Below are 22425 nucleotides of genomic sequence, written 5' to 3'. Positions count from 1 at the left end.
TTCTTGTAGCCTCCTTCACTACCCCCTATCCTCTTTCTTACCATCTGTAATGAGCAAAAGCCTTATTTGCTTCTGCCATCCTATGGGTATCTTCTTTCTTTTTCACACTGCCTCCGGTATTATTAGCTGCGTCTATTATTTCGGCAGCCAGTTTTTCCATCATAGATTTTCCGCTTCTCTGCCTTGCATATTCCACAAGCCACCTAATCCCAAGAGACAATCTTCTCTCAGGTCTTACTTCCATAGGAACTTGGTACGTTGCACCACCAACTCTTCTAGGCCTTACCTCTAAAACAGGCATTACATTATTGAGAGCCTCTTCAAAAACCTCAAGAGGATCTCTTCCTGTCTTTTCTCTTATTATGTCAAAAGCTCCATAGCAAATTTTTTGAGCTAAACTTTTCTTACCATCCCACATAACTTTATTAATTAATTTGGCAACTTTAACACTATTATATACAGGGTCTGGTAGAACTTCTCTTTTTGGTGCCGGACCTTTTCTTGGCATTCTCAACCCTCCTTATCACTTCTTTGGCTTCTTTGCGCCATACCTTGAGCGCGCTTGTTTCCTGTTTGCAACACCTGCTGCATCAAGGGCACCTCTTATTATCTTATATCTTACACCAGGTAAGTCCTTAACTCTTCCACCCCTTACCAAAACAACGGAGTGCTCCTGAAGGTTATGACCTATTCCTGGAATATACGCAGTAACTTCTATTCCATTTGTAAGTCTCACTCTCGCTATTTTTCTCAATGCGGAATTAGGTTTTTTAGGAGTTGTAGTTCTTACAACAACACAAACTCCCCTTTTTTGAGGATTGCCCTGCAAAGCTGGAGCAGCAGATTTCTTTTTAACGCTTTTTCTGCCAAACCTCACAAGCTGGTTTACCGTAGGCATTACCGCACCTCCTTTTATCTTTCACCTATCACATCTGCTGCCGTAGCAGCACCTACATCAATACCACAAATCCTTCCAAGTTCTTTCATGGTATCAATGTAAACTATTTTTATACCCTTTTCTTCACAAGCTTCTTTTATTTTTTTAACTACATGCTCTTCTGCATCTCTTGCAATATATACCTGAGCTACTTTACAGTTTAACACTGCTTTTAAAGTCTGTTTAGCCCCAACTACCCTCTTGGGAGGGCATTGATCCGCCATTTGCCTTCCTCCTATCAGGACAGGGGTTTTGACACACTTAGTAATTTTATCATTAAAGATTTTCCCTGTCAATAATGAATTAATTCTCCGGCAGGGATACGTCCCTGCCAGAGAAAAGCCCTTAGTTACTAGCTTTGACGTCTAGTGTTTCTTTCTTTGTCTCTTCTTTTTTCTCTCTATCCTCTTTCTTTACAACAGTTATATTCCTATATCTTGAAAGCCCTGTACCTGCAGGTATCAGTTTACCTATTATCACGTTCTCCTTAAGCCCGAGGAGTGGATCTACCTTCCCTTTAATAGCCGCTTCTGTGAGAACCCTCGTGGTTTCCTGGAAAGAAGCAGCCGATAAGAAAGAATCCGTAGCCAAAGCGGCCTTTGTAATGCCAAGTAATGCTCTTCTGCCTGTTGCAGGCCTTAAACCTTTTTCTATAGCCTTTTTATTTTCTTCTTCAAACTTAAAGATGTCTATTAGCTCTCCCGGCAACATCGAGGTATCTCCTGGATCCTCTACTTTAACTTTCTTCATCATCTGCCTTATTATTATCTCAATGTGTTTATCATTTATTTCAACACCTTGAAGTCTATAAACCTTCTGAACTTCCTGTAAAAGATAGCTTTGAACTGCATATATTCCTTTTATCTTAAGAAGGTCATGCGGATTCACTGAACCTTCTGTGAGCTCATCTCCTGCCTGAACCCACTGCCCATCTCTTACTTTAAGCCTTGAACCATAGGGTATAAGATAAGTTTTTGAAATATTGTTTTCCTCATCTACTACCGTAATTTCTCTTCTTTTCTTGGATTCATTAATCCTCACAACACCAGATATTTCAGTGATTACAGCAAGCCCTTTGGGCTTTCTTGCTTCAAAAAGTTCTTCAACCCTTGGAAGACCTTGTGTGATGTCCACTCCGGCAACTCCACCAGTGTGGAAAGTCCTCATTGTAAGCTGGGTACCCGGTTCACCTATGGCCTGAGCAGCGATTATTCCAACGGCTTCACCAATATTTACAAGCTCTCCCGTAGCAAGGTCTCTTCCATAGCACATTCTGCACACGCCATGCTTTGACCTGCAGGTCAGAGGAGACCTTATTTTAACTCTTGTAATACCAGCTTTTTCTATTTTCTCGGCTTCCTCTTCATTTATCATCTCATTCCTTTTCACAATCAGATTACCTTCGTTGTCTACAATATCCTCTGCAGCAATTCTCCCTATTATTCTATCCGACAACTTCTCAATTATTTCATTTCCTTCTCTTATCTCTTCTACATAAATACCTTCATCTGTTCCGCAGTCCTCTTCTCTTACTATTACATCCTGACTGACATCCACAAGCCTTCTTGTCAAATAACCGGAGTCTGCCGTCCTTAATGCCGTATCAGCAAGTCCCTTTCTAGCCCCGTGAGTTGATATAAAGAATTCCAGAACATTAAGACCTTCTCTAAAGTTAGACCTTATTGGAAGCTCAATGATTCGCCCAGATGGATCAGCCATCAATCCTCTCATACCTGCTAATTGTCTTATCTGGTTTTTGCTACCTCTAGCTCCTGAATGAGCCATCATGAAGATAGGATTAAATTTATCTAAAGTCGCCATTAAGGCTTCTGTTACCTTTTCAGTAGTCATATTCCACGTCTCAATCACTTTTTCATATCTTTCTTCTTCTGATATAAGACCGCGTCTGAATTGAGCCTCAATTTTTGCCACCATCTCATCCGCTTCTTTTAGAAGCTTCTCTTTTTCCTCCGGTATTACCATGTCAGAAACGCTTATCGTAATTGCCGCTTTTGTAGAATACTTAAAGCCGAGTTCCTTTATTTTGTCCAGAGTTTCTGCTGTCTTCGTAGGCCCGTGTATTCTATAGACTCTGTCTAAAATTTTGCCAAGCTTTGATTTGTCCACAAGGTCATTTATCTCAAGGTTAAAAGCCGTCTCTGGATTGTTCCTATCCACAAAACCTAAGTCCTGGGGTATGGCTTCATTAAATATTATCTTCCCAACGGTAGTTTCAATTACTTTCGATTTTTTCTCGCCATTTATTTCCCTTGTCATTTTCACTTTTATTTTCGCATGTACATGAATATAACCCAGCTGATAGGCCATAAGAGCTTCCTCAGGGCTCGAAAAATACTTTCCTTCTCCAGGAACCCCGTCTTCGTCTGCAGTAAGGTAATAGCACCCCAAAACCATATCCTGAGTAGGTGTCATAACAGGCTTTCCGTCTTGAGGTTTTAAAATATTGTTGGCTGCCAGCATTAAAAACCGTGCCTCTGCTTGAGCTTCCATTGAAAGAGGTACGTGAACCGCCATCTGGTCTCCGTCAAAGTCGGCATTGTAAGCAGGACACACTAAAGGATGGAGTTTTATGGCTCTACCCTCTACAAGGACCGGTTCAAAAGCCTGAATCCCTAACCTATGAAGTGTAGGAGCCCTGTTTAAAAGTACTGGATGCTCTTTTATAACCTCTTCCAGCACATCCCATACTTCAGGCCTTACTCTTTCTACCATTCTTTTTGCACTTTTTATATGTTGAGCAAGCCCTTTGTCTACAAGTCTTTTCATAACAAACGGTTTAAAAAGCTCTAAAGCCATTTCTTTTGGAAGACCACATTGATAAACCTTGAGTTCAGGTCCCACTACGATAACTGAACGGCCAGAATAGTCGACTCTCTTACCCAAAAGATTTTGTCTAAATCTTCCCTGTTTTCCTTTAAGCATGTCAGATAGAGACTTCAAAGGCCTATTTCCGGGGCCTGTAACGGGTCTTCCTCTTCTACCATTATCTATTAAAGCATCCACGGCTTCTTGAAGCATTCTCTTTTCATTTCTCACGATTATATCCGGAGCACCTAAATCCAAAAGCTTTTTGAGCCTATTGTTTCTATTTATAACTCTTCTGTAAAGGTCATTTAAGTCAGAAGTAGCAAATCTACCACCATCTAATTGAACCATTGGCCTTAAGTCTGGCGGAATAACAGGAAGAACATCTAAAATCATCCACTCTGGACGGTTGCCAGAATCTATAAAAGCCTGTACTACTTCTAATCTTCTTATAGCCCTTACTCTCTTTTGCCCCGTAGATTCTTTTATCTCTGCTCTCAATTCTTTACTGAGCTTTTCTAAATCTATTTCCTGCAAAAGTTCCTTTATAGCTTCGGCTCCCATCCCAGCTCTAAATCTATTCCCATATTTCTCTAAATACTCCCTGTACTCTTTTTCAGAAAGAAGTTGTTTCTTAGTAAGGGGTGTATCACCTGGATCAATCACAACATAAGATACAAAATACAAAACTTTTTCTAACGCTCTTGGTGACATATCGAGCAAGAGCCCCATGCGGCTGGGAATGCCTTTTACATACCATATATGAGCTACAGGAGCAGCAAGTTCAATATGCCCCATTCTCTCTCTTCTCACTTTAGCCCTAGTAACTTCTACACCGCACCTATCGCACACAACTCCTTTGTACTTTACTCTTTTGTATTTACCACAGTGACATTCCCAGTCCTTTGTGGGACCAAAAATTCTTTCGCAAAAAAGTCCATCTCTTTCCGGCTTCAAAGTCCTGTAATTGATGGTCTCGGGCTTTTTAACCTCACCCCGAGACCACTCTCTTATCTTTTCAGGAGAAGCTAAACCAATTTTTATGGCTTCAAAATTCTTAAGCTTAAACAAGGAGTGTCGCTCCTTTCCTCAACAAATTTTGACTTCACTCATCATAGTCATCATCCATAAACAAATCTTCACTGTCAATGTCAAAATTATCAGGCTCAAAATCAATATCTTCCGGAAGTTCCTCCTGTTCTTCCTCATATTCTTCTTCATAAACTTCCTCTGGAGGTGCATCTTCTCTACCCTCAATGTTTATATTAAGTGTAGCATCTGGAACGTCATCATCATCGTCTTCAAATTCCTTGATTGGAATCTCCTGCCCGTCTTCTGTAATGACTTTTACATCCAGAGCCAAACTCTGAAGTTCTTTCACAAGCACTTTAAATGACTCGGGTATCCCAGGTTCGGGTATGTTTTCTCCTTTTACTATTGCTTCGTAGGCTTTTACGCGTCCGGTCACATCGTCAGATTTTACTGTGAGCATTTCCTGTAAAGTATGAGCGGCACCGTAGGCTTCTAATGCCCACACTTCCATTTCTCCAAACCTCTGTCCGCCAAACTGAGCCTTCCCTCCGAGAGGCTGCTGAGTAACGAGTGAATAAGGTCCTGTAGACCTCGCGTGCATCTTGTCATCTACTAAATGGTGTAATTTTAGCATGTACATATATCCAACAGTAACCTTGTTATCAAAAGGCTCTCCTGTCCTTCCATCGTAAAGCTGTATCTTGCCGTCTGGAGAAAATCCGGACTTTGCAAGTAGTTCTTCTATATCCTTCTCTGAAGCTCCATCGAATACTGGTGAAGCTATATGCCATCCCAAAGCTTTTGCCACAAGCCCTAAGTGAGTTTCCAGCACCTGACCTATGTTCATACGGGAAGGAACTCCCAAAGGATTCAAACATATCTGCAAAGGTGTACCATCTGGAAGGAAAGGCATATCTTCAACAGGCAGTATCCTGGAAATTACCCCTTTATTACCATGGCGACCTGCCATCTTGTCTCCAACAGAGATCTTCCTTTTCTGCGCTACAAAAACTCTTACCATCTGATTAACACCTGGAGGCAATTCATCACCATTTTCGCGAGAATAGACTTTTACATCCACCACAATACCCGATTCACCGTGAGGAACTCGTAATGAAGTGTCTCTTACTTCCCTTGCCTTTTCCCCAAATATTGCTCTTAAAAGCCTTTCTTCTGCCGTCAGTTCCGTCTCCCCTTTAGGGGTAACCTTTCCCACAAGTATATCTCCGGCTCTAACCTCTGCACCAATCCTTATTATACCTCTTTCATCCAGATCTTTTAAGGCATCTTCCCCAACATTCGGAATCTCTCTTGTTATTTCTTCAGGACCCAGTTTGGTATCCCTGGCTTCTGCATCATATTCTTCTATATGAATAGAAGTGAGGGAATCATCCATTACCAGTTCCTCGCTTATTAATATAGCGTCTTCATAGTTGTAACCTTCCCAGGGCATAAATCCTACAAGCACGTTTTTCCCAAGAGCAAGCTCTCCTTGATCTGTAGAAGGTCCATCGCATATAACCTGCCCTTTCTTGACCTCATCCCCTTCATTGACAATAGGTCTTTGATTGATACAGGTACCTTGGTTTGACCTCTTAAACTTCAGTAAATGATATTCGTCCCTTTTTCCGTCCTTGGTCCTTATCACCACTTTGTCAGCTGTTACCTTTTCTACAATACCATCATTTTTTGCCAAAATTACCGCTCCAGAATCAACAGCAGCCTTATACTCCATTCCCGTACCTACTATTGGGGCCTCTGGCTTTAATAAAGGCACTGCTTGCCTCTGCATGTTAGAACCCATCAAAGCCCTGTTTGCATCGTCATTTTCCAAAAAAGGTATCAAAGATGCAGACACAGACACTATCTGCTTAGGAGATACGTCCATAAAATCTACTTCTGTAGGAGGAACACTTATTATCTCTTCCCTCAACCTACATACGACTCTTTCATTTATGAATCTATTATTCTCGTCTAAAGGCTCATTCGCCTGAGCTATGATATATTCATCTTCTTCATCGGCAGTCATATAGACAATCTCATCTGTCACAGTGCCTGTCGCCTTATCGACTTTTCTATAAGGAGTCTCAATAAAGCCGTATTCATTGACACGAGCATAGGTAGTGAGTGAAGTTATTAAACCAATGTTTGGTCCCTCAGGTGTCTCTATAGGACATATCCTGCCATAGTGAGAATAATGCACGTCTCTTACCTCAAAGCCAGCCCTCTCCCTGCTAAGTCCTCCAGGGCCTAATGCACTTACCCTTCTTTTATGGGTCAGTTCAGACAAAGGATTTGTCTGGTCCATAAACTGGGAAAGCTGGGAACTCCCAAAAAACTCTCTAATAGCTGCAACTACAGGCCGAATGTTAATGAGGTTTTGAGGGGTAACCTCATTAACATCTTGTATTGTCATCCTTTCTTTCACAACTCTTTCCAAGCGGGCAAGGCCTATTCTAAATTGATTCTGCAAAAGCTCACCAACAGACCTAACTCTCCTATTGCCAAGGTGGTCGATGTCATCTACAAAACCGACACCATGGGTCAAATTTAATTGATAGCTTATAGTAGCTACTATGTCGTCTTTTGTTATATGTTTTGGAACAAGTTCATCTATCCTATTTTTTATTTCATTTAAAACAGCCTCTTCTTCGCTAAAATTATCAAGTATCTCCTTTAATACCCTGACATTTACTAACTCTTTTATATTAAGTTCTGAAACATCATAAGGCATAGGATATTTATTTATGTCAACCGTATTATTACCCACTACCTTTACTACTTTCCCATCAACCAGAATCTCAACTTCATTTATCCCACAATTTTGAATTTCTTCAGCTTTTTCTCTTGTAATTTTTTCTCCTTCCTCTACTAATACCTCTCCTGTAATAGGGTTGACAATCCTTTTAGCACTTTTATGATTGGCAATCCTTGATTTTAAAGCTAATTTTTTATTGAATTTGTAGCGACCAACTTTAGCTAGGTCATATCTTTTGGGATCAAAGAAAAGAGCATTAAAAAGGCTCCTTGCGCTCTCAACAGTAGGCGGCTCACCAGGCCTTAATCTCTTGTAAATTTCTATCAAAGCCTCTTCTTCAGATTTGGTAGCATCCTTATCTAATGTAGCCTTTAATTTTTCTTCTTCTCCTAAAAGATCCAATATCTGTATATCAGTATTATACCCAATCGCCCTCAGCAATACAGTAATCGGGACTTTTCTTGTCCTATCGATTCTGACATATATAACATCATTTGAATCCTCTTCATACTCAAGCCATGCACCTCTATTAGGGATAACTGTAGCAAAAATAAGCTTTTTGCCAAATTTATCAAATTGCTGATCATAATATACGCCCGGAGACCTTACCAACTGGCTAACAATAACACGTTCTGCACCGTTTATAACAAATGTACCTTTGTCTGTCATCAATGGAAGATCTCCCATGAAGACCTCAGATTCCTTAATTTCGCCTGTCTCTCTATTTGTAAGCCTCACCTTTACTTTGAGTGGAGCAGCATAAGTAGTATCTCTGTCTTTGCACTCCTCGACAGAATATTTGGGATTATTTTCCAGTCTGTAATCTACAAATTCCAACGCCAAATTACCAGTAAAACTTTCTATAGGGGAAATTTCCTGAAAGACCTCCTTAAGACCCTCCTCCAAGAACCATTGATAGGACTTTTTCTGGACTTCGATAAGATCTGGAATGTCCAAGACCTCATCTATCTTGGCAAAGCTCATTCTCGTCCTACTGCCCGCTTGTACAGGCTTTACCATCCATTTCACCCCTTAAAAATGTAAATTACCAAAAGTATCAAACTTTTGGATTCGCACACAAAAACCCTATTATATTTGGTATTATGCACCAGCTATCCAAAAATTATACCTTGAGAAATAAAAAAGGCCACTATTAATGCAATTTTATATAATAACACAATAAATCTCTTATGTCAACAACCCCCATAAAAAATAAGGGCAAATTACTTGCCCTTATTTTATCTCTACTTTTGCTCCAACTTCTTCGAATTTCGCTTTGATCTGATTTGCTTCCTCTTTGCTTACGCCCTCTTTTATTGGCTTTGGAACGCTGTCTACTAAGTCTTTTGCTTCTTTTAATCCTAAGCCTGTGATCTCTCTTACTACTTTGATGACCTTAATCTTGTCGCTTCCTACCTCCTGCAAAATTACGTCGAATTCCGTCTTTTCTTCAGCAGGTGCTGCTGCCGGCCCTGCAGCTGCTGGTGCTGCTGCAACTGCTACAGGAGCTGCTGCGGATACCCCAAATTCCTCCTCCAAAGCCTTTACTAATTCAGCTAACTCTAAAACCGTCATATTTTTTATGGCTTCCAAAATTTCCTCTTTGCTCATCTTCTCTACCTCCATTCAATTTTTTTAAGCTTCAGCTTGCTTTTTTTCTTTTATAGCATTAAGCGCATATAACAAGCTCCTCAAAGTGCCAGAAAGCACAAACACAAGATTTGTAATAGGAGCTTTCATGCTGCCCAGAGCTTTTGCCAAAAGTTCTTCTCTGGAAGGAAGTTTGGCTAAAGCTTCTATCTCTTGAGGAGATACTATCTTGCCGTTTACTATACCGACCTTTAACTCAAGTCCTTTGTGGTCTTTCATGAATTCAGTCAAAATTTTTGCTGGCGCAACAGGATCTTCATACCCAAAAACTACAGAGGTAGGCCCTTCAAAATATTTTATAAGGTCATCTCCATATCCTAATTCTTTTGCAGCAATTGTCATTAAAGTGTTTTTATAAACCTTATATTCGGAATTTGCCTCTTTGAATTTCCGCCTCAAAATCGTCTCATCTTCAACAGTTAAACCACTGAAGGTTGTAAAAATCACTGTCTGCGCTCTCGACAACTTGTCTTTAAATTCTGCAATGAACTGCTGCTTTTTCTCTCGGCTGGCGCCCACCTTCCCACCTCCTTAAAAAATTTAAAAAAGGATCCCGTAGACACGAGGATCCCCATAGGGAATTTATTTCAAAACCTCGGTGGGATTTACGTGCAGCACGCACAACCCACTGTCTACGGTCTTTCTTATATTCAATTTCAACGGTGTTTATTATAACATTATTTTCTTTCAAGTGTCAATACATTTATTCAAATATCCTGGCAGGATTAACTTTAACACCTGGTCCCATTGTAGAGGATAAAACCACACTCTTTATATACTGCCCTTTTGCAGCAGCAGGTTTGGATTTTATAATAGCATCCATCACTGTCCTAAAGTTTTCAAGAAGCTTCTCTTTTCCAAAAGACTTTTTCCCAATTGGAACGTGAATTATACCTGTTTTATCTATGCGGTATTCTATCTTACCGGCTTTCGCTTCTTTTACAGCTTTTTCTACTTCAAAAGTAACCGTACCAGACTTGGGATTGGGCATCAACCCTTTTGGACCCAGAAGTTTACCAAGTCTTCCAACAACCCCCATCATATCAGGTGTTGCAATGACAACGTCATAGTCGAACCAATTTTCCTTCTGAATTTTTTCTACAAGTTCCTCTGCTCCAACATAATCAGCACCAGCTGCCTCTGCTTCTTTGGCCTTTTCTCCCTTAGCAAATACTAGAACTTTAACCTCCTTCCCTGTTCCATGGGGAAGTATTACTGTACCTCTTACCTGTTGATCTGCGTGCCTTGGGTCAACACCAAGTCTCACGGCCAGATCAATTGTCTCATCAAATTTAGCATTTGCCGTTTTTAAAACTATATCCATTGCCTCCTCGCTGGAGTAAAGCTGTGTTTTGTCATACACTTTTAACGCTTCTAAATATCTTTTCCCTCTTTTCACCGTAAAACCTCCTTTGTGGTATTATCGGACATAGCCTCCCACTTCGCTTTACACAATCTCTATTCCCATGCTTCTAGCGGTACCAGCTATCATCCTCATAGCAGCTTCTATATCCGTAGTATTTAAATCTCTCATCTTTATTTCAGCAATCTCTCTCAGTTGCTGTCTTGTAATCTTACCAACTTTTTGCTTATTTGGTTGAGGAGAACCAGACTCAATCCCAGCAGCCTTTTTTAACAGCACAGAAGCTGGTGGAGTCTTTGTAATGAAGCTAAAAGACCTATCCGCATATATTGTTATAACAACAGGGATAATAAGCCCTGCGTCTTTTGCGGTCCTTTCGTTAAATTCTTTACAAAAAGCCATTATATTAACGCCGTGAGGTCCCAATGCAGTACCCACTGGCGGCGCAGGAGTAGCTTTGCCCGCTGGTAGTTGAATCTTGACAACCGCTACAACCTTCTTTGCCATGACTACACCTCCTTAACATGCTATATTTTTTGAAGTTGCACAAGGTCAAATTCGACCGGTGTCTCTCTCCCAAACATTGAAATCAATACTTTAGCTTTCTGTCTTTCCGGATAAACTTCCTGCACAACCCCTATAAAATTCTCAAAGGGCCCGGAGATAACTCTTACTGTGTCCTTCACATTGAGGTCAACAGCAGTAGGAGCCTCTTTTATGCCCAAAGCCCTTACTTCAGCATCCGTCAAAGGCACAGGCTTTGAACCAGGCCCCACAAACCCTGTCACTCCCCTTGTGTTCCTAACCACATACCAGGTCTCATCTGTCATTATCATTTTTACCAGCACGTATCCGGGAAAAATCTTCCTCTCAACTATTTTCTTTTTACCATCTTTTATTTCAGTCACTTTTTCTGTTGGAACCACGACCTGAAGAATCTTGTCCTGCAAGTTTCTATTTTCTATAATCTTTTCCAGATTAGCTTTTACTTTGTTTTCATATCCCGAATACGTGTGGACCACATACCATTTTGCTGTTTCCTTTTCAGACATATAATCTCCGGGGAAACCCCCCAACCTCCTTTAAAATGTTTTGAGGATGAGTTTTAATATATAACTGAAAGCAGAATCTATCAAAAAAATAAATATTGTGAAAAGTGCCATCACAATTAAAACGATCTCCGTATAAGTCACGAGCGTATCTTTATTTGGCCATGTTACCTTTTTCATTTCTGCTTTTACTTCCCTGAAAAATTTTACAATCTTCCTTCCTTCACCGGCCATTTCCTCACATCCTCTTTATGTTTTGCTTTATTTTGTCTCTCTGTGAATAGTGTGCTTTTTACAATGCTTACAATATTTTTTAAGCTCTAATCTATCCGGGTCATTTTTTTTATTTTTTGTAGTATGGTAATTTCTATTCTTGCACTCAGTGCAAGCCAGCGCAATTTTCACTCTCAATTGTTACACCTCCCGGCGATGCGACTACTTAGACAAATTTATCATAAATAAAACTTGTTGTCAATCCTTAAACAAAAATAAATTAACCCAAAAGAAGCCAGGTTTGCACCCGGCTTCCTGACTTACTCAATTATAGCAGACACTACACCAGCGCCAACTGTCCTTCCGCCTTCTCTTATAGCAAACTTAAGTCCTTCTTCCAACGCTATCGGTGTTATTAACTCTACCTTCAATGTCACGTGGTCACCTGGCATTACCATCTCTACTCCCTCTGGCAGCTGTATCGTCCCTGTCACGTCTGTTGTCCTGAAGTAAAACTGCGGCCTGTATCCGTTGAAAAATGGCGTGTGCCTTCCTCCCTCTTCCTTCGTCAGTACGTATACCTGTGCCTCAAATTTCGTGTGCGGCTTTATCGTCCCTGGCTTCGCTAATACCTGCCCTCTCTCTACCTCGTCCCTCTGTACTCCTCTTAACAATACTCCTATGTTGTCTCCTGCTTGCGCCTCGTCTAATGTCTTCCTGAACATCTCTACACCTGTTACTACCGTCTTCCTTGACTCTGTCGTCAATCCTATTATCTCTACTTCGTCCCCTACTTTCACTTTCCCTCTCTCTACTCTACCTGTTGCAACTGTCCCTCTACCAGTTATCGTAAATACATCCTCTACCGGCATCAAGAACGGCTTGTCTACATCCCTCTGTGGTGTCGGAATGTATTCATCTACTATGTCCATTAACTCCCATATCTTACCGCACCACTGACACTCCCTCTTACCGCATCCACACTCTAATGCCTTCAACGCTGACCCTACTACTATCGGCGTGTCATCCCCAGGAAAATCATACTGGTTCAGTAAATCCCTTACCTCCATCTCTACTAACTCGATAAGTTCTGGATCATCTACCATGTCTGCCTTGTTTAAAAATACTACTATATATGGCACTCCTACCTGCCTCGCTAACAGTATGTGCTCCCTCGTCTGTGGCATCGGACCATCTGCCGCTGATACTACCAGTATCGCTCCGTCCATCTGTGCTGCACCTGTTATCATGTTCTTTACGTAGTCTGCGTGCCCCGGACAGTCTACGTGCGCATAGTGCCTCTTCGCTGTCTCATACTCTACGTGCGTCGTGTTTATTGTTATCCCCCTTGCCTTCTCCTCTGGCGCCTTGTCTATCTCGTCATACCCCTTCGCCTGTGCTAAACCTGCTTTCGAAAGTATTAATGTTATCGCCGCTGTTAATGTCGTCTTACCATGGTCTACGTGCCCTATCGTACCTATGTTTACGTGCGGCTTCGTCCTCTCAAATTTCTGCTTTGCCATCCTCTCTTCCTCCTTACTTCTAATAAACTTATCCAAGTGTTTCTTATTTTAAAAAACTAAAATAAACAAAATCAGATTGCACTTCTTTGATAAAAAAAAACAGCTAAAAGGTGTAAATTAAAATGGAGCCCGCGACCGGGATCGAACCGGTGACCTCCGCCTTACCAAGGCGACGCTCTGCCTACTGAGCTACGTGGGCAAAAAGAGAAGTTTCAAACTTCCGCTTTCTGATTTTACTATAAAGTTTTCTAAATGTCAATAGCTAACTGTTCCTCATTTCGAGATATCTTTCTAATTTTCTCTTTACCCTTTGCAGGGCGTTATCTATGGACTTTACATGCCTGTTTAAACCTTCGGCTATCTCTTGATAAGACTTTCCATCTAAATATGCCACCAAAACCTCCCATTCCAATCCGCTTAAAAGCTCCTCCATTTTATTCTCGATGTTAACGTATTCCTCTTTGCTTATTATTAATTCTTCCGGGTCAGAAATACACTGGGTAGAGACGACATCCATCAAAGTCCTATCGGATTCCTCATCGAAAATGGGCTTATTTAACGAAACATAGGAGTTAAGAGGAATGTGTTTCTGCCTGGTAGCGGTTTTAATGGCAGTAATAATCTGACGGGTCACACACAGTTCAGCAAAGGCTTTAAAAGAGGTGAGTTTGTTATTTTTATAATCTCTTATCGCCTTATAAAGTCCTATCATTCCCTCTTGGATTATATCTTCTTTGTCAGCTCCAACCAGAAAATAAGTCCGCGCTTTTGCCTTCACAAAGTTCTTATACCTCTCAATGAGATACTCTAAAGCTAATTCATCTCCCTGCTGTGCTCTCTCCACTACCTCCTCCTCTTCCATCTTGTCGTACGCTTCATAGTAATCCTGTTGCGCCCCAGATTTCACTAATACCGCCCCCATTTGTTATTCCCACAACCTTACACGTTATAATTATACATTACACTGGCAAAGGTAGTCAAGCTAATTTTACTGATTTTCCCTCATTCGCCTGAGTTTTTTCACTGTTTCTTCATCCAACCTATTTTCCAAACTATTTTTGTAAAAAGTATTCATATACTCCTTTTTATGTTTTTCTATATACTTGTTCATTTCCTCATAAAATTCTCTGGCAGACATCCTGATAGCCCCATGGGCCATTATCACCTGCTGTACAATCCAGTCAGAGCTAACCACCACTACTTCTTCTCGTTTTACAAGCTCTACTACCTTCGATTCTATGAAGTGGTCTGCCGATTCACCTTCTTTTGTATATACCACCTCAATGCCGTTTATTTCTTCATGCTTTTCTAAGCTTCCTTTTACGTACATAGCGTCAAAAACCAGTATTATATTTATTCCTGTATAACCTTTAAAATCAGCCAGTAAATCTATTAATTTGTCCCTAGCATCCTCCAGGCTTTTTTTTGCAATATCCTTGAGAACCTGCCAATTGTTTATTACATTATAACCGTCCACCAGCATGTACAAGACCATCACGCCTTACCTTGTCTTTTTGATAAAATCCCGTACATCAAAATAGAAGCCGCAACAGAGGCATTAAGAGAATTGATCTTCCCTTTCATGGGTATCTTTACTATAAAATCGCAGTTTTCTAATACCAATCGAGAAATGCCTTCTCCTTCGCTACCAATTACCAATGCCAGAGGAAAATCGTAATCGAGCTCTTCAAAATTTTTTTCAGCTTGAACATCACTTCCCACAATCCAAATTCCTCTTTCTTTAAGCTTTTTAATAGCACCGTTAATGTTAGATACCTTCGCTACTTTTATGTGCTCCACTGCACCGGCAGAAGCTTTCACTACTGTGGCATTTATTCCCACAGAACGCCTCTTGGGAATTATAACGCCATGAACTCCGAAGGCCTCGGCACTCCTTATTATAGCTCCCATGTTATGAGGATCGGTTATACCATCCAAAATCAGCAAAAAGGGCTTTTCCCCCTTCTTTTCTGGATAATCCAAAATATCTTCGAGCTCAAAATATTGATACAAAGCTCCTACCGCAACTATTCCTTGATGATTAGAGGTATTTGCTAACCTTTTTAAAGTATCACTATCTGCAGTAGAAACAACTATTCCAGACTCTTTCGCCATTGCGATTATCTTTGAAATATTCCCACCAGCATTTTTAGACACATATATCTTTTCTATCTCTTTTCCACTCTTTATAGCCTCCATAACAGGATTTCTTCCGTATATAATATCATCCTTCATAATTAGCTTCACCCATCCTCTGAATACTCCATAGCGAGTTGCAAGAGAAAATAAAGCCTGTCTAATCTCTCAAGAAGGTATAAGTACCCAACCAATGCTTCAAAAGCAGTTGCATACCTGTATTCTCTTACACTCGAACCTTTTGGGACCGTAGAAGTTTTAGCATTTCTTCCTCTCCTCACAATTTCTTTTTCTTCCTCAGTGAGAAAGTCATAGATTTTTTCAAGAGATTTAGCCTGCGAAGAAGCTTTTACATACTTCACCGCCTCTTCATTTAATATAGCTAATTTTTTATCTCCTCTTTCTATAATCTTTGTCCTGACATAAAGGCTGTAAACCGCATCACCGATAAAAGCTAAAACAAGGGGGGAAAGATTAGAAACCCCCTTCCCTTTTAAAGAAATCATTTTATCCTTCTCCATCTTACACCCTCTGGTGTGTCCTCCAAAATTATACCCTTCTCTTTTAATTTATCCCTTATTTCATCGGCTAGTTTCCAATTCTTTTCTTTTCTTGCTTTTTGCCTTTCCTCTATAAGCTTTAAAATTTCTTCGTCCTCAATCTCTAATTTAGCACTTTTGTAAGAAAGTCCCAAAACATCAGAAAGTTTTAAAAACATCTCCAAAATATATTCTACCAATTTCTTCGAAGAATTTCCACTTAAATTTGCATTGGCAGTCTTAGCCATCTCAAAAAGTACTGAAATAGCATCTGCCGTATTGAAGTCGTCATCCATAGCCTCTTCAAACTGCTTTTTATATTCATCAAATTTGGCAATTAATTTTTTTTCTTCATCAGTTAATTCCCTATCAATAGTAATATTTGTCAAATATTTTAAATTGACAACGGTATTGGTAAGCCTTTCATAGGCGGATTTCGCCTGGTCTAAAAGTTCAAGGCTAAAGTTTATAGGACTCCTGTAATGGGCCATAAGCATGAAAAGCCTCAAAACTTCAGGGTCATACTTTTCTGTCAGCTCCCTTACTGTAAAAAAATTGCCTTTCGACTTTGACATTTTTTCATTGTTTACATTTAAATACCCTATATGCATCCAGTACTTAGAAAATGGCTGATCATAAGCTGCTTCACTTTGAGCTATTTCATTTTCATGGTGAGGGAAAATCAAATCTGGTCCTCCTGCGTGGATGTCCAGGGTTTTCCCCAAATACTTTGTAGACATGACAGAGCACTCAATATGCCAACCAGGTCTACCCTTACCCCAAGGGCTATCCCAAGCAGGTTCTCCAGGCTTTTGAGCTTTCCAAAGGGCAAAATCCAGAGGATTTTTCTTTTTTTCGTCAATCTCCACCCTCGCTCCTGCCATAAGCTCTTCTATGTTTTTCTTAGAAAGTTTTCCATAGTCTTTAAATTTCGCCGTCTCAAAATACACATTACCATCTACAACATATGCATATCCCTTATCAATCAATATTTTTATGAATTCAATTATATCGGCTATGTGGTCTGTAGCCTTCGGATGAACTGTAGCTCTTTTTATCCCGAGAGCATCTGCGTCCTTAAAATACTCCTCTATAAATCTTTCTGCTATGGCCTTTTCCGTGGTATTTTCTTCTTTTGCTCTGTTTATTATCTTGTCGTCAATATCTGTAAAATTTTGGACGTAATTTACTGTATAACCTTTATATTCTAAATACCTTCTTACAGTATCAAAGACGATAAAAGCTCTTGCATTACCTATATGGATGTAGTTATAAACTGTAGGTCCGCAAACGTACATGTTTACCACTTTGTCTTTTAGTGGCACAAATTCTTCTTTAGTTCTCGTCATGGTATTATACAGCTTCATCCTGCTCATCCCCTTCTATTAAAATTTTTTCAAGCCTTTCTATCCTTTCTCTTAATCTCCTCAGTTCTTCTTCTACCGGGTCAGGAAGTTTACTATGTTCCAGGTCCACTTCATAAGATTTTGCTATGCGGATATTGTCCCTTTTAACACACTTTGCAGGAACCCCAACTACAGTACTGTTGGGAGGCACATCTTTCAACACCACGGCTCCAGCACCTATCTTTGAATTTTCTCCTACAACAATAGGCCCCAAAACCTTAGCGCCACTTCCTATCACTACGTTATCCTTTATAGTAGGGTGCCTTTTTCCTTTTTCTTTACCAGTTCCTCCTAAAGTTACCCCCTGATATATCGTCACATTGTCTCCAATTTCTGTAGTCTCCCCTATTACAACTCCCATGCCATGATCTATGAAAAACCTACGTCCAATCTTGGCTCCCGGATGTATTTCAATACCTGTCAAAAAACGATTTATATGAGAAATCAATCTGGGTAACAATATAAAGCCTTTTTTATGAAAATAATGGGCAATTCTGTGAAGTATTATAGCGTGAAGCCCGGGATAGCACAGCAAAACTTCCAGAACACTTTTTGCCGCAGGATCTCTTTCAAAAACTACTTCGATATCCTCTTTTAAAGTTTTAAACATCGAAAACACCTCCTTAAAAAATTACCCCCTCATCTCAGAGACGAGGGGGGTCCCGCGGTTCCACTCTGCTTGAGCATAAAGCTCCTCTCATTTAAGATAACGGCATATGCCGGTAACCCCCTACTAAAACTTCAGGGATACAAGCTCCAAGACGCACTTCTTATGGCAGGTCCTTAGAGCCACTTCCAGCCTACGATGGCTCCTCTCTGGAAGGCCTTTGCCATAATACTCTTCTCTTCATCGCCTTTTACATTATTAAATTTAAAACCCTATCAAGCCTTTTTACTATTTTATCTTTACCTAAAAGCACAATCATCTTTACAAGATCTGGCCCATGTTCTTCTCCAGTTACAGCTATTCTTATAGGCATGAAAAACTCTTTACCTTTTATACCTAAATCTTTCTGAGCCTTTTTCATCCATCCAATCACATCTTCTTCCAGAACCTCATCTTGGCTTTCTAAATAAACTTTAAATCCTTTTAAAACTTTAAAGGAAGCCTGGTTTTTCAAAAATTCTATCATCTCTTCTGTATAGTTTACTTCTTCCACAAAGAAAGTTTTCGCTACCTCTACAATTTGAGCTACGTAGGACAGCCCATCTTTGTAAAGAGCCACAACATTCTTTAGCCAATTATACCTCAACTCATCTATTTCGTCAATGTAGCCTGCTTTTCTAAGATGAGGAATTGAAAGATCTACAATCCTTTCAATGGGGCTTTTCTGTATATACTGCTGGTTCATCCAGTTTAGTTTTTCAATATCAAATACAGGATTAGATTTGTGAATTCTTTTAAAGTTAAACTTTTTTATTATCTCCTCTTTCGTCATCAACTCCACGTTATCCTCAGGATACCAGCTTAAAAGAGACAGGAAATTAAACATAGCTTCCGGTAGGTATCCCAATTCCCTATACTGACCTATGTAGGTATGTCCATGCCGTTTGGAAAGCTTAGTCCTGTCAGGTCCTAAAATCAAAGGAGCATGAGCAAACTGTGGCACCTCAAACCCCAAAGCCTTATATATTAAAATCTGCTTTGGGGTGTTATATATATGGTCTTCTCCTCTTATTACATGTGTAATCTTCATCAAAGCATCGTCAATTACCACAGCAAAATTATAAGTAGGCATTCCGTCAGATTTTATAATCACCATGTCTCCACCCAAAGTGTCGCTTTTTATCGTTATCTTTCCCTTAATCAGGTCTTCAAACTCTATAACTTCATCATCCGGCACCATAAACCTTATAACAGGCTTTCTTCCTTCTCTTATAAAGGCCTCTTCCTGCTCTTTTGTAAGGTATCTACACCTTCCAGAATAACGGGGAATTTCTCCTCTCTCTATGGCCTTTTTCCTGTCTTCCTCTAATTCCTCTGGAGTACAGTAACATCTATAAGCCTTTTTTTCCTCAATAAGTTTTTGAGCAAACTCATGATAAATTTTAAGCCTTTCACTCTGCCTGTAAGGGCCATAGGGACCTGGTCTGTCAGGTCCCTCGTCCCATTCTATGCCTAACCACTTAAGCTCTTTAAAAATAAGCTCTTCAAATTCCTTAGAAGACCTCTCTAAATCAGTATCCTCAATCCTCAAAACAAAAGTAGCCCCTTCACTTCTTGAAAAGAGATAATTAAAAAGAGCAGTTCTAATATTCCCTATGTGTATCGGTCCTGTAGGGCTTGGAGCAAATCTTACCCTTAGTTCTTTCATTCCTGTCACTCCATCCTGATTTCTGGTTTGATTTAATTATAACAGATTTTGCCCCAATTTAATAGATAAAGGATCAATTTTACTTTAAGGTCATATACTTTACAGTAACCGTAGGAATAGCAGTAAGCTCTTCGCTTAGCTCTTCCATGAATTTTTCATCTCCCCTGACATTTAAGGTTATAATCCCACTTTTGTTTTGAAAATCATGTATACCAAATCGGGCCACTATGTTTTCCGCATGTTTTGTAAGAATCTCCTGAACTTTAATCCCAAATTCACTTCTATTATCCACGCTTATACCTACAATGTATAATGACATATCTTTCACCTCACTTTATGAATCTTTTAACAAATATTTTTTCACTATAGAGGTGTTTTATTCAGCAAAGAATATCTCTACATAAATGTAAAATTAAGAGAGCTATGAAAGCTCCCTTAATTTTTCTTCTATGATTTCCTTTATTCTCCCCACTACTTTTTCAACCCTGACCTCCTCTATCTCCTCTTTATCTCTTAATTTTATTTCTACAATCCCTTCTTTCACTTTTTTACCAACAGTAACCCTTATAGGTATCCCTATAAGGTCAGCATCATTAAATTTTACTCCTGCTCTTACATCCCTATCATCAATCAAAACTTCCACTCTTTCTTCCAACAACCTGGCGTATATATCCTCTGCAACTCGCTTTTGTTCTTCATCCGATACATTCACGGGCACTATAATAACATGATAAGGTGCAACACTCATAGGCCATATTATACCCTTTTCATCGTGATGCTGTTCAATGATTGCAGCTACAGTTCGATTTATCCCTATTCCGTAACACCCCATTACAATCGGTTTTTCATTCCCTTCCTCATCCATGTAAGTAGCGCCCAATGCTTCACTGTATTTAGTCCCTAACTTAAAAATATGACCAACCTCAATTCCTCTGGCAATTTTAAGGGGAGCACCGCATCTAGGGCATCTATCTCCTTCCACTACATTTTTTATATCCGCTACAATATCGGCCTTAAAATCCCTACTATAGTTTACATTTTTTATGTGATAATCCGTCTCATTCGCGCCCACTATAAAGTTTCTAAGCAAAGGTATTTCACTGTCCACAAGGAGAAGTACATCCCCTTTTAGCCCTATGGGTCCAGCAAAACCTACTTTTGCTCCTGTAACTTTTTCTACGGACTCTGCATCAGCAAGCTCCAGTTCTTCTTCTCTTAACCCCAACACATTTAAAAGTTTAGTTTCGTTTACGTCCCTATCTCCTCTTACCAAAACCGCTACCAGTTTCCCTTTAGCCTTGTATATGAGCGTTTTTACAAACTTATCAGGAGAAATCCCCAAAAACTTCACTAATTCCTCTATGCTTCTCACATTAGGAGTATAAACCTTCTCAACTTCACGCAATTCCTCCTCTTGAGCCTCTACTAGACATTCTGCTTTTTCCTCATTAGCAGCATAGCCGCAACTTTCACAGTAAGCTATCACTGCTTCTCCAACACTTGATATAACCATGAATTCCTTGGAATCCCGTCCTCCCATGGCACCGGGGTCTGCTTCTACTACGAGGTAGTTAAGCCCACATCTGTCAAATATCCTACTATAGGCCCTGTACATCTTATTAAAAGAAGCATCAAGTCCTTCCCAATCCGCATCAAAACTATAAGCATCTTTCATTATAAATTCCCTACTTCTCATCACACCAAAGCGGGGACGCCTTTCATCTCTAAATTTGGTCTGAATTTGATATAGTATTAAAGGAAGCTGCCTGTAAGATTTCACCTCATTTCTTATAAGGTCTGTGAAGACCTCCTCGTGAGTTGGTCCCAAACAAAAATCTCTGTCATTTCTGTCTTTTAACTTGAACATTTCAGGTCCAAAAACATCCCATCTTCCTGTCTCCTTAAAAAGTTCTGCTGGAATTAAAGCGGACATCAAGACTTCTTGACTTCCTTCTCTGTCCATCTCTTCTCTTACTATTTCTTCTACTTTTTTTAATACCCTTTTCCCCAAAGGCAGATAGATATATATGCCTGCCGCTAATTTCCTCATCAAGCCTGCTTTTAACATTAAAACATGACTTGGAATCTCAGCATCAGCAGGAACTTCTCTTAGCGTTGGAATCAGCAATTGTGACAGTTTCACAAGTCTTACCTCCTATGTACAAGATTTTTAAATAGATTGTATTTTATGAAAAGCTCTATGTCAATACTCTTTCCTCCAGCAACACTACAGCATAAGCCTTTATCCCTTCTTCTTTTCCTGTAAACCCTAAACCTTCTTCTGTTTTTGCTTTGATATTAATCCTATCTTCACCTATTCCCATAAGTTGCGCAAGGCTTGTCTTAATTTTCCCCTTATAAGGAGAGAGCCTAGGTTTTTCTGCAACAATTACACAATCGACATTACTGATATTATACCGTGAAACTACTAATTCCATTGTCTTTTTTAAGAGTAACTTGCTGTCTATCCCTTTATAAGCTGGGTCAGTATCAGGAAAATGTTCCCCAATATCTCCCAGGCCTGCAGCTCCTAAAATAGCGTCAATCAAAGCATGAATAAGCACATCCCCATCTGAATGCCCCTTTAATCCTTTATCAAAAGGAACTTCTACTCCACCTATAACCAACTTTTTACCTTCCTCCAACCTATGAACGTCATACCCTATTCCTATTCTCAT

23 protein-coding genes, 1 tRNA gene and 2 other annotated features are annotated in these 22425 nt (G+C 39.9%); all 24 genes read right to left on the bottom strand.

Going from position 1 to position 22425, the window contains the following annotated elements; genetic code table 11:
- Positions 1 to 37 precede the first annotated feature (37 nt).
- The gene (gene rpsG / locus ACPLVE_RS03605; RefSeq protein WP_424609905.1) at positions 38 to 508 is read right to left on the bottom strand and encodes a 30S ribosomal protein S7; all 471 of its coding nucleotides are present in this window, start codon (positions 506 to 508) and stop codon (positions 38 to 40) included.
- Positions 509 to 523: 15 nt separating this feature from the next.
- On the bottom strand, positions 524 to 898 hold the full coding sequence (gene rpsL, locus ACPLVE_RS03600; protein ID WP_424609903.1) for a 30S ribosomal protein S12: 375 nt from the start codon (positions 896 to 898) through the stop codon (positions 524 to 526).
- 14 nt (positions 899 to 912) lie between these two features.
- Positions 913 to 1161: a ribosomal L7Ae/L30e/S12e/Gadd45 family protein gene (locus tag ACPLVE_RS03595; protein WP_424609901.1), complete on the bottom strand. Its 249-nt coding sequence runs from the start codon at positions 1159 to 1161 to the stop codon at positions 913 to 915.
- A 121-nt stretch (positions 1162 to 1282) separates the two neighbouring features.
- Positions 1283 to 4834 carry a DNA-directed RNA polymerase subunit beta' gene (gene rpoC / locus ACPLVE_RS03590; protein ID WP_424609899.1) on the bottom strand — a complete coding sequence of 1184 codons (3552 nt, stop codon included), beginning with the start codon at positions 4832 to 4834 and terminating at the stop codon, positions 1283 to 1285.
- A gap of 34 nt (positions 4835 to 4868) precedes the next feature.
- On the bottom strand, positions 4869 to 8573 hold the full coding sequence (rpoB, locus tag ACPLVE_RS03585; RefSeq protein WP_424609897.1) for a DNA-directed RNA polymerase subunit beta: 3705 nt from the start codon (positions 8571 to 8573) through the stop codon (positions 4869 to 4871).
- A 213-nt stretch (positions 8574 to 8786) separates the two neighbouring features.
- A complete protein-coding gene (gene rplL / locus ACPLVE_RS03580; RefSeq protein ID WP_424609895.1) occupies positions 8787 to 9164 on the bottom strand; it encodes a 50S ribosomal protein L7/L12 in 378 nt (125 codons plus the stop codon).
- Between the two features lie 24 nt (positions 9165 to 9188).
- A complete protein-coding gene (rplJ, locus tag ACPLVE_RS03575) occupies positions 9189 to 9722 on the bottom strand; it encodes a 50S ribosomal protein L10 (RefSeq protein WP_424609893.1) in 534 nt (177 codons plus the stop codon).
- Between the two features lie 14 nt (positions 9723 to 9736).
- Positions 9737 to 9859 (bottom strand) — a sequence feature (ribosomal protein L10 leader region).
- Positions 9860 to 9906: 47 nt separating this feature from the next.
- The gene (gene rplA / locus ACPLVE_RS03570) at positions 9907 to 10602 is read right to left on the bottom strand and encodes a 50S ribosomal protein L1 (protein ID WP_424609891.1); all 696 of its coding nucleotides are present in this window, start codon (positions 10600 to 10602) and stop codon (positions 9907 to 9909) included.
- 48 nt (positions 10603 to 10650) lie between these two features.
- Positions 10651 to 11073 (bottom strand): 50S ribosomal protein L11, encoded by a 423-nt coding sequence (gene rplK, locus ACPLVE_RS03565; RefSeq protein WP_424609890.1) that lies wholly within the window; start codon positions 11071 to 11073, stop codon positions 10651 to 10653.
- 20 nt (positions 11074 to 11093) lie between these two features.
- Positions 11094 to 11618: a transcription termination/antitermination protein NusG gene (gene nusG, locus ACPLVE_RS03560; protein ID WP_424609889.1), complete on the bottom strand. Its 525-nt coding sequence runs from the start codon at positions 11616 to 11618 to the stop codon at positions 11094 to 11096.
- A gap of 30 nt (positions 11619 to 11648) precedes the next feature.
- Positions 11649 to 11849: a preprotein translocase subunit SecE gene (gene secE / locus ACPLVE_RS03555; RefSeq protein ID WP_424609887.1), complete on the bottom strand. Its 201-nt coding sequence runs from the start codon at positions 11847 to 11849 to the stop codon at positions 11649 to 11651.
- Positions 11850 to 11876: 27 nt separating this feature from the next.
- Entirely contained in the window at positions 11877 to 12026 is a 150-nt protein-coding gene (gene rpmG, locus ACPLVE_RS03550; protein WP_424609885.1) for a 50S ribosomal protein L33, read from the bottom strand.
- A gap of 122 nt (positions 12027 to 12148) precedes the next feature.
- Positions 12149 to 13351: an elongation factor Tu gene (tuf, locus tag ACPLVE_RS03545; RefSeq protein WP_424609883.1), complete on the bottom strand. Its 1203-nt coding sequence runs from the start codon at positions 13349 to 13351 to the stop codon at positions 12149 to 12151.
- A gap of 123 nt (positions 13352 to 13474) precedes the next feature.
- Positions 13475 to 13550, bottom strand: a tRNA-Thr gene (locus ACPLVE_RS03540).
- A gap of 63 nt (positions 13551 to 13613) precedes the next feature.
- Entirely contained in the window at positions 13614 to 14258 is a 645-nt protein-coding gene (gene sigH / locus ACPLVE_RS03535; protein ID WP_424609881.1) for an RNA polymerase sporulation sigma factor SigH, read from the bottom strand.
- 81 nt (positions 14259 to 14339) lie between these two features.
- On the bottom strand, positions 14340 to 14846 hold the full coding sequence (locus ACPLVE_RS03530) for an NYN domain-containing protein (protein WP_424609972.1): 507 nt from the start codon (positions 14844 to 14846) through the stop codon (positions 14340 to 14342).
- Positions 14846 to 15586: a 23S rRNA (guanosine(2251)-2'-O)-methyltransferase RlmB gene (gene rlmB, locus ACPLVE_RS03525; RefSeq protein WP_424609879.1), complete on the bottom strand. Its 741-nt coding sequence runs from the start codon at positions 15584 to 15586 to the stop codon at positions 14846 to 14848. Before rlmB ends, ACPLVE_RS03530 begins: the two co-directional genes overlap by 1 nt.
- 8 nt (positions 15587 to 15594) lie before the next feature.
- Entirely contained in the window at positions 15595 to 16008 is a 414-nt protein-coding gene (locus ACPLVE_RS03520; protein ID WP_424609877.1) for a Mini-ribonuclease 3, read from the bottom strand.
- Entirely contained in the window at positions 15990 to 17393 is a 1404-nt protein-coding gene (gene cysS, locus ACPLVE_RS03515; RefSeq protein ID WP_424609875.1) for a cysteine--tRNA ligase, read from the bottom strand. The genes ACPLVE_RS03520 and cysS overlap by 19 nt, the downstream gene beginning before the upstream one ends.
- Positions 17380 to 18042: a serine O-acetyltransferase gene (gene cysE / locus ACPLVE_RS03510; protein ID WP_424609873.1), complete on the bottom strand. Its 663-nt coding sequence runs from the start codon at positions 18040 to 18042 to the stop codon at positions 17380 to 17382. Before cysE ends, cysS begins: the two co-directional genes overlap by 14 nt.
- 33 nt (positions 18043 to 18075) lie before the next feature.
- Positions 18076 to 18292 (bottom strand) — a binding site (T-box leader).
- Positions 18290 to 19747: a glutamate--tRNA ligase gene (gene gltX / locus ACPLVE_RS03505; RefSeq protein ID WP_424609871.1), complete on the bottom strand. Its 1458-nt coding sequence runs from the start codon at positions 19745 to 19747 to the stop codon at positions 18290 to 18292. (Overlaps the previous feature by 3 nt.)
- 79 nt (positions 19748 to 19826) lie before the next feature.
- Entirely contained in the window at positions 19827 to 20066 is a 240-nt protein-coding gene (locus ACPLVE_RS03500; RefSeq protein ID WP_424609870.1) for a hypothetical protein, read from the bottom strand.
- 102 nt (positions 20067 to 20168) lie between these two features.
- Positions 20169 to 21890 carry a proline--tRNA ligase gene (locus tag ACPLVE_RS03495; RefSeq protein WP_424609868.1) on the bottom strand — a complete coding sequence of 574 codons (1722 nt, stop codon included), beginning with the start codon at positions 21888 to 21890 and terminating at the stop codon, positions 20169 to 20171.
- A 55-nt stretch (positions 21891 to 21945) separates the two neighbouring features.
- Entirely contained in the window at positions 21946 to 22425 is a 480-nt protein-coding gene (gene ispF / locus ACPLVE_RS03490) for a 2-C-methyl-D-erythritol 2,4-cyclodiphosphate synthase (protein ID WP_424609866.1), read from the bottom strand.

It is taken from the genome of Caldanaerobacter sp. (assembly GCF_049701115.1).
In the GTDB taxonomy this organism is placed as follows: domain Bacteria; phylum Bacillota; class Thermoanaerobacteria; order Thermoanaerobacterales; family Thermoanaerobacteraceae; genus Thermoanaerobacter.
Note: the sequence above shows the minus strand (reverse complement) of the source record. Positions and strands in the feature narration are given on the sequence as shown.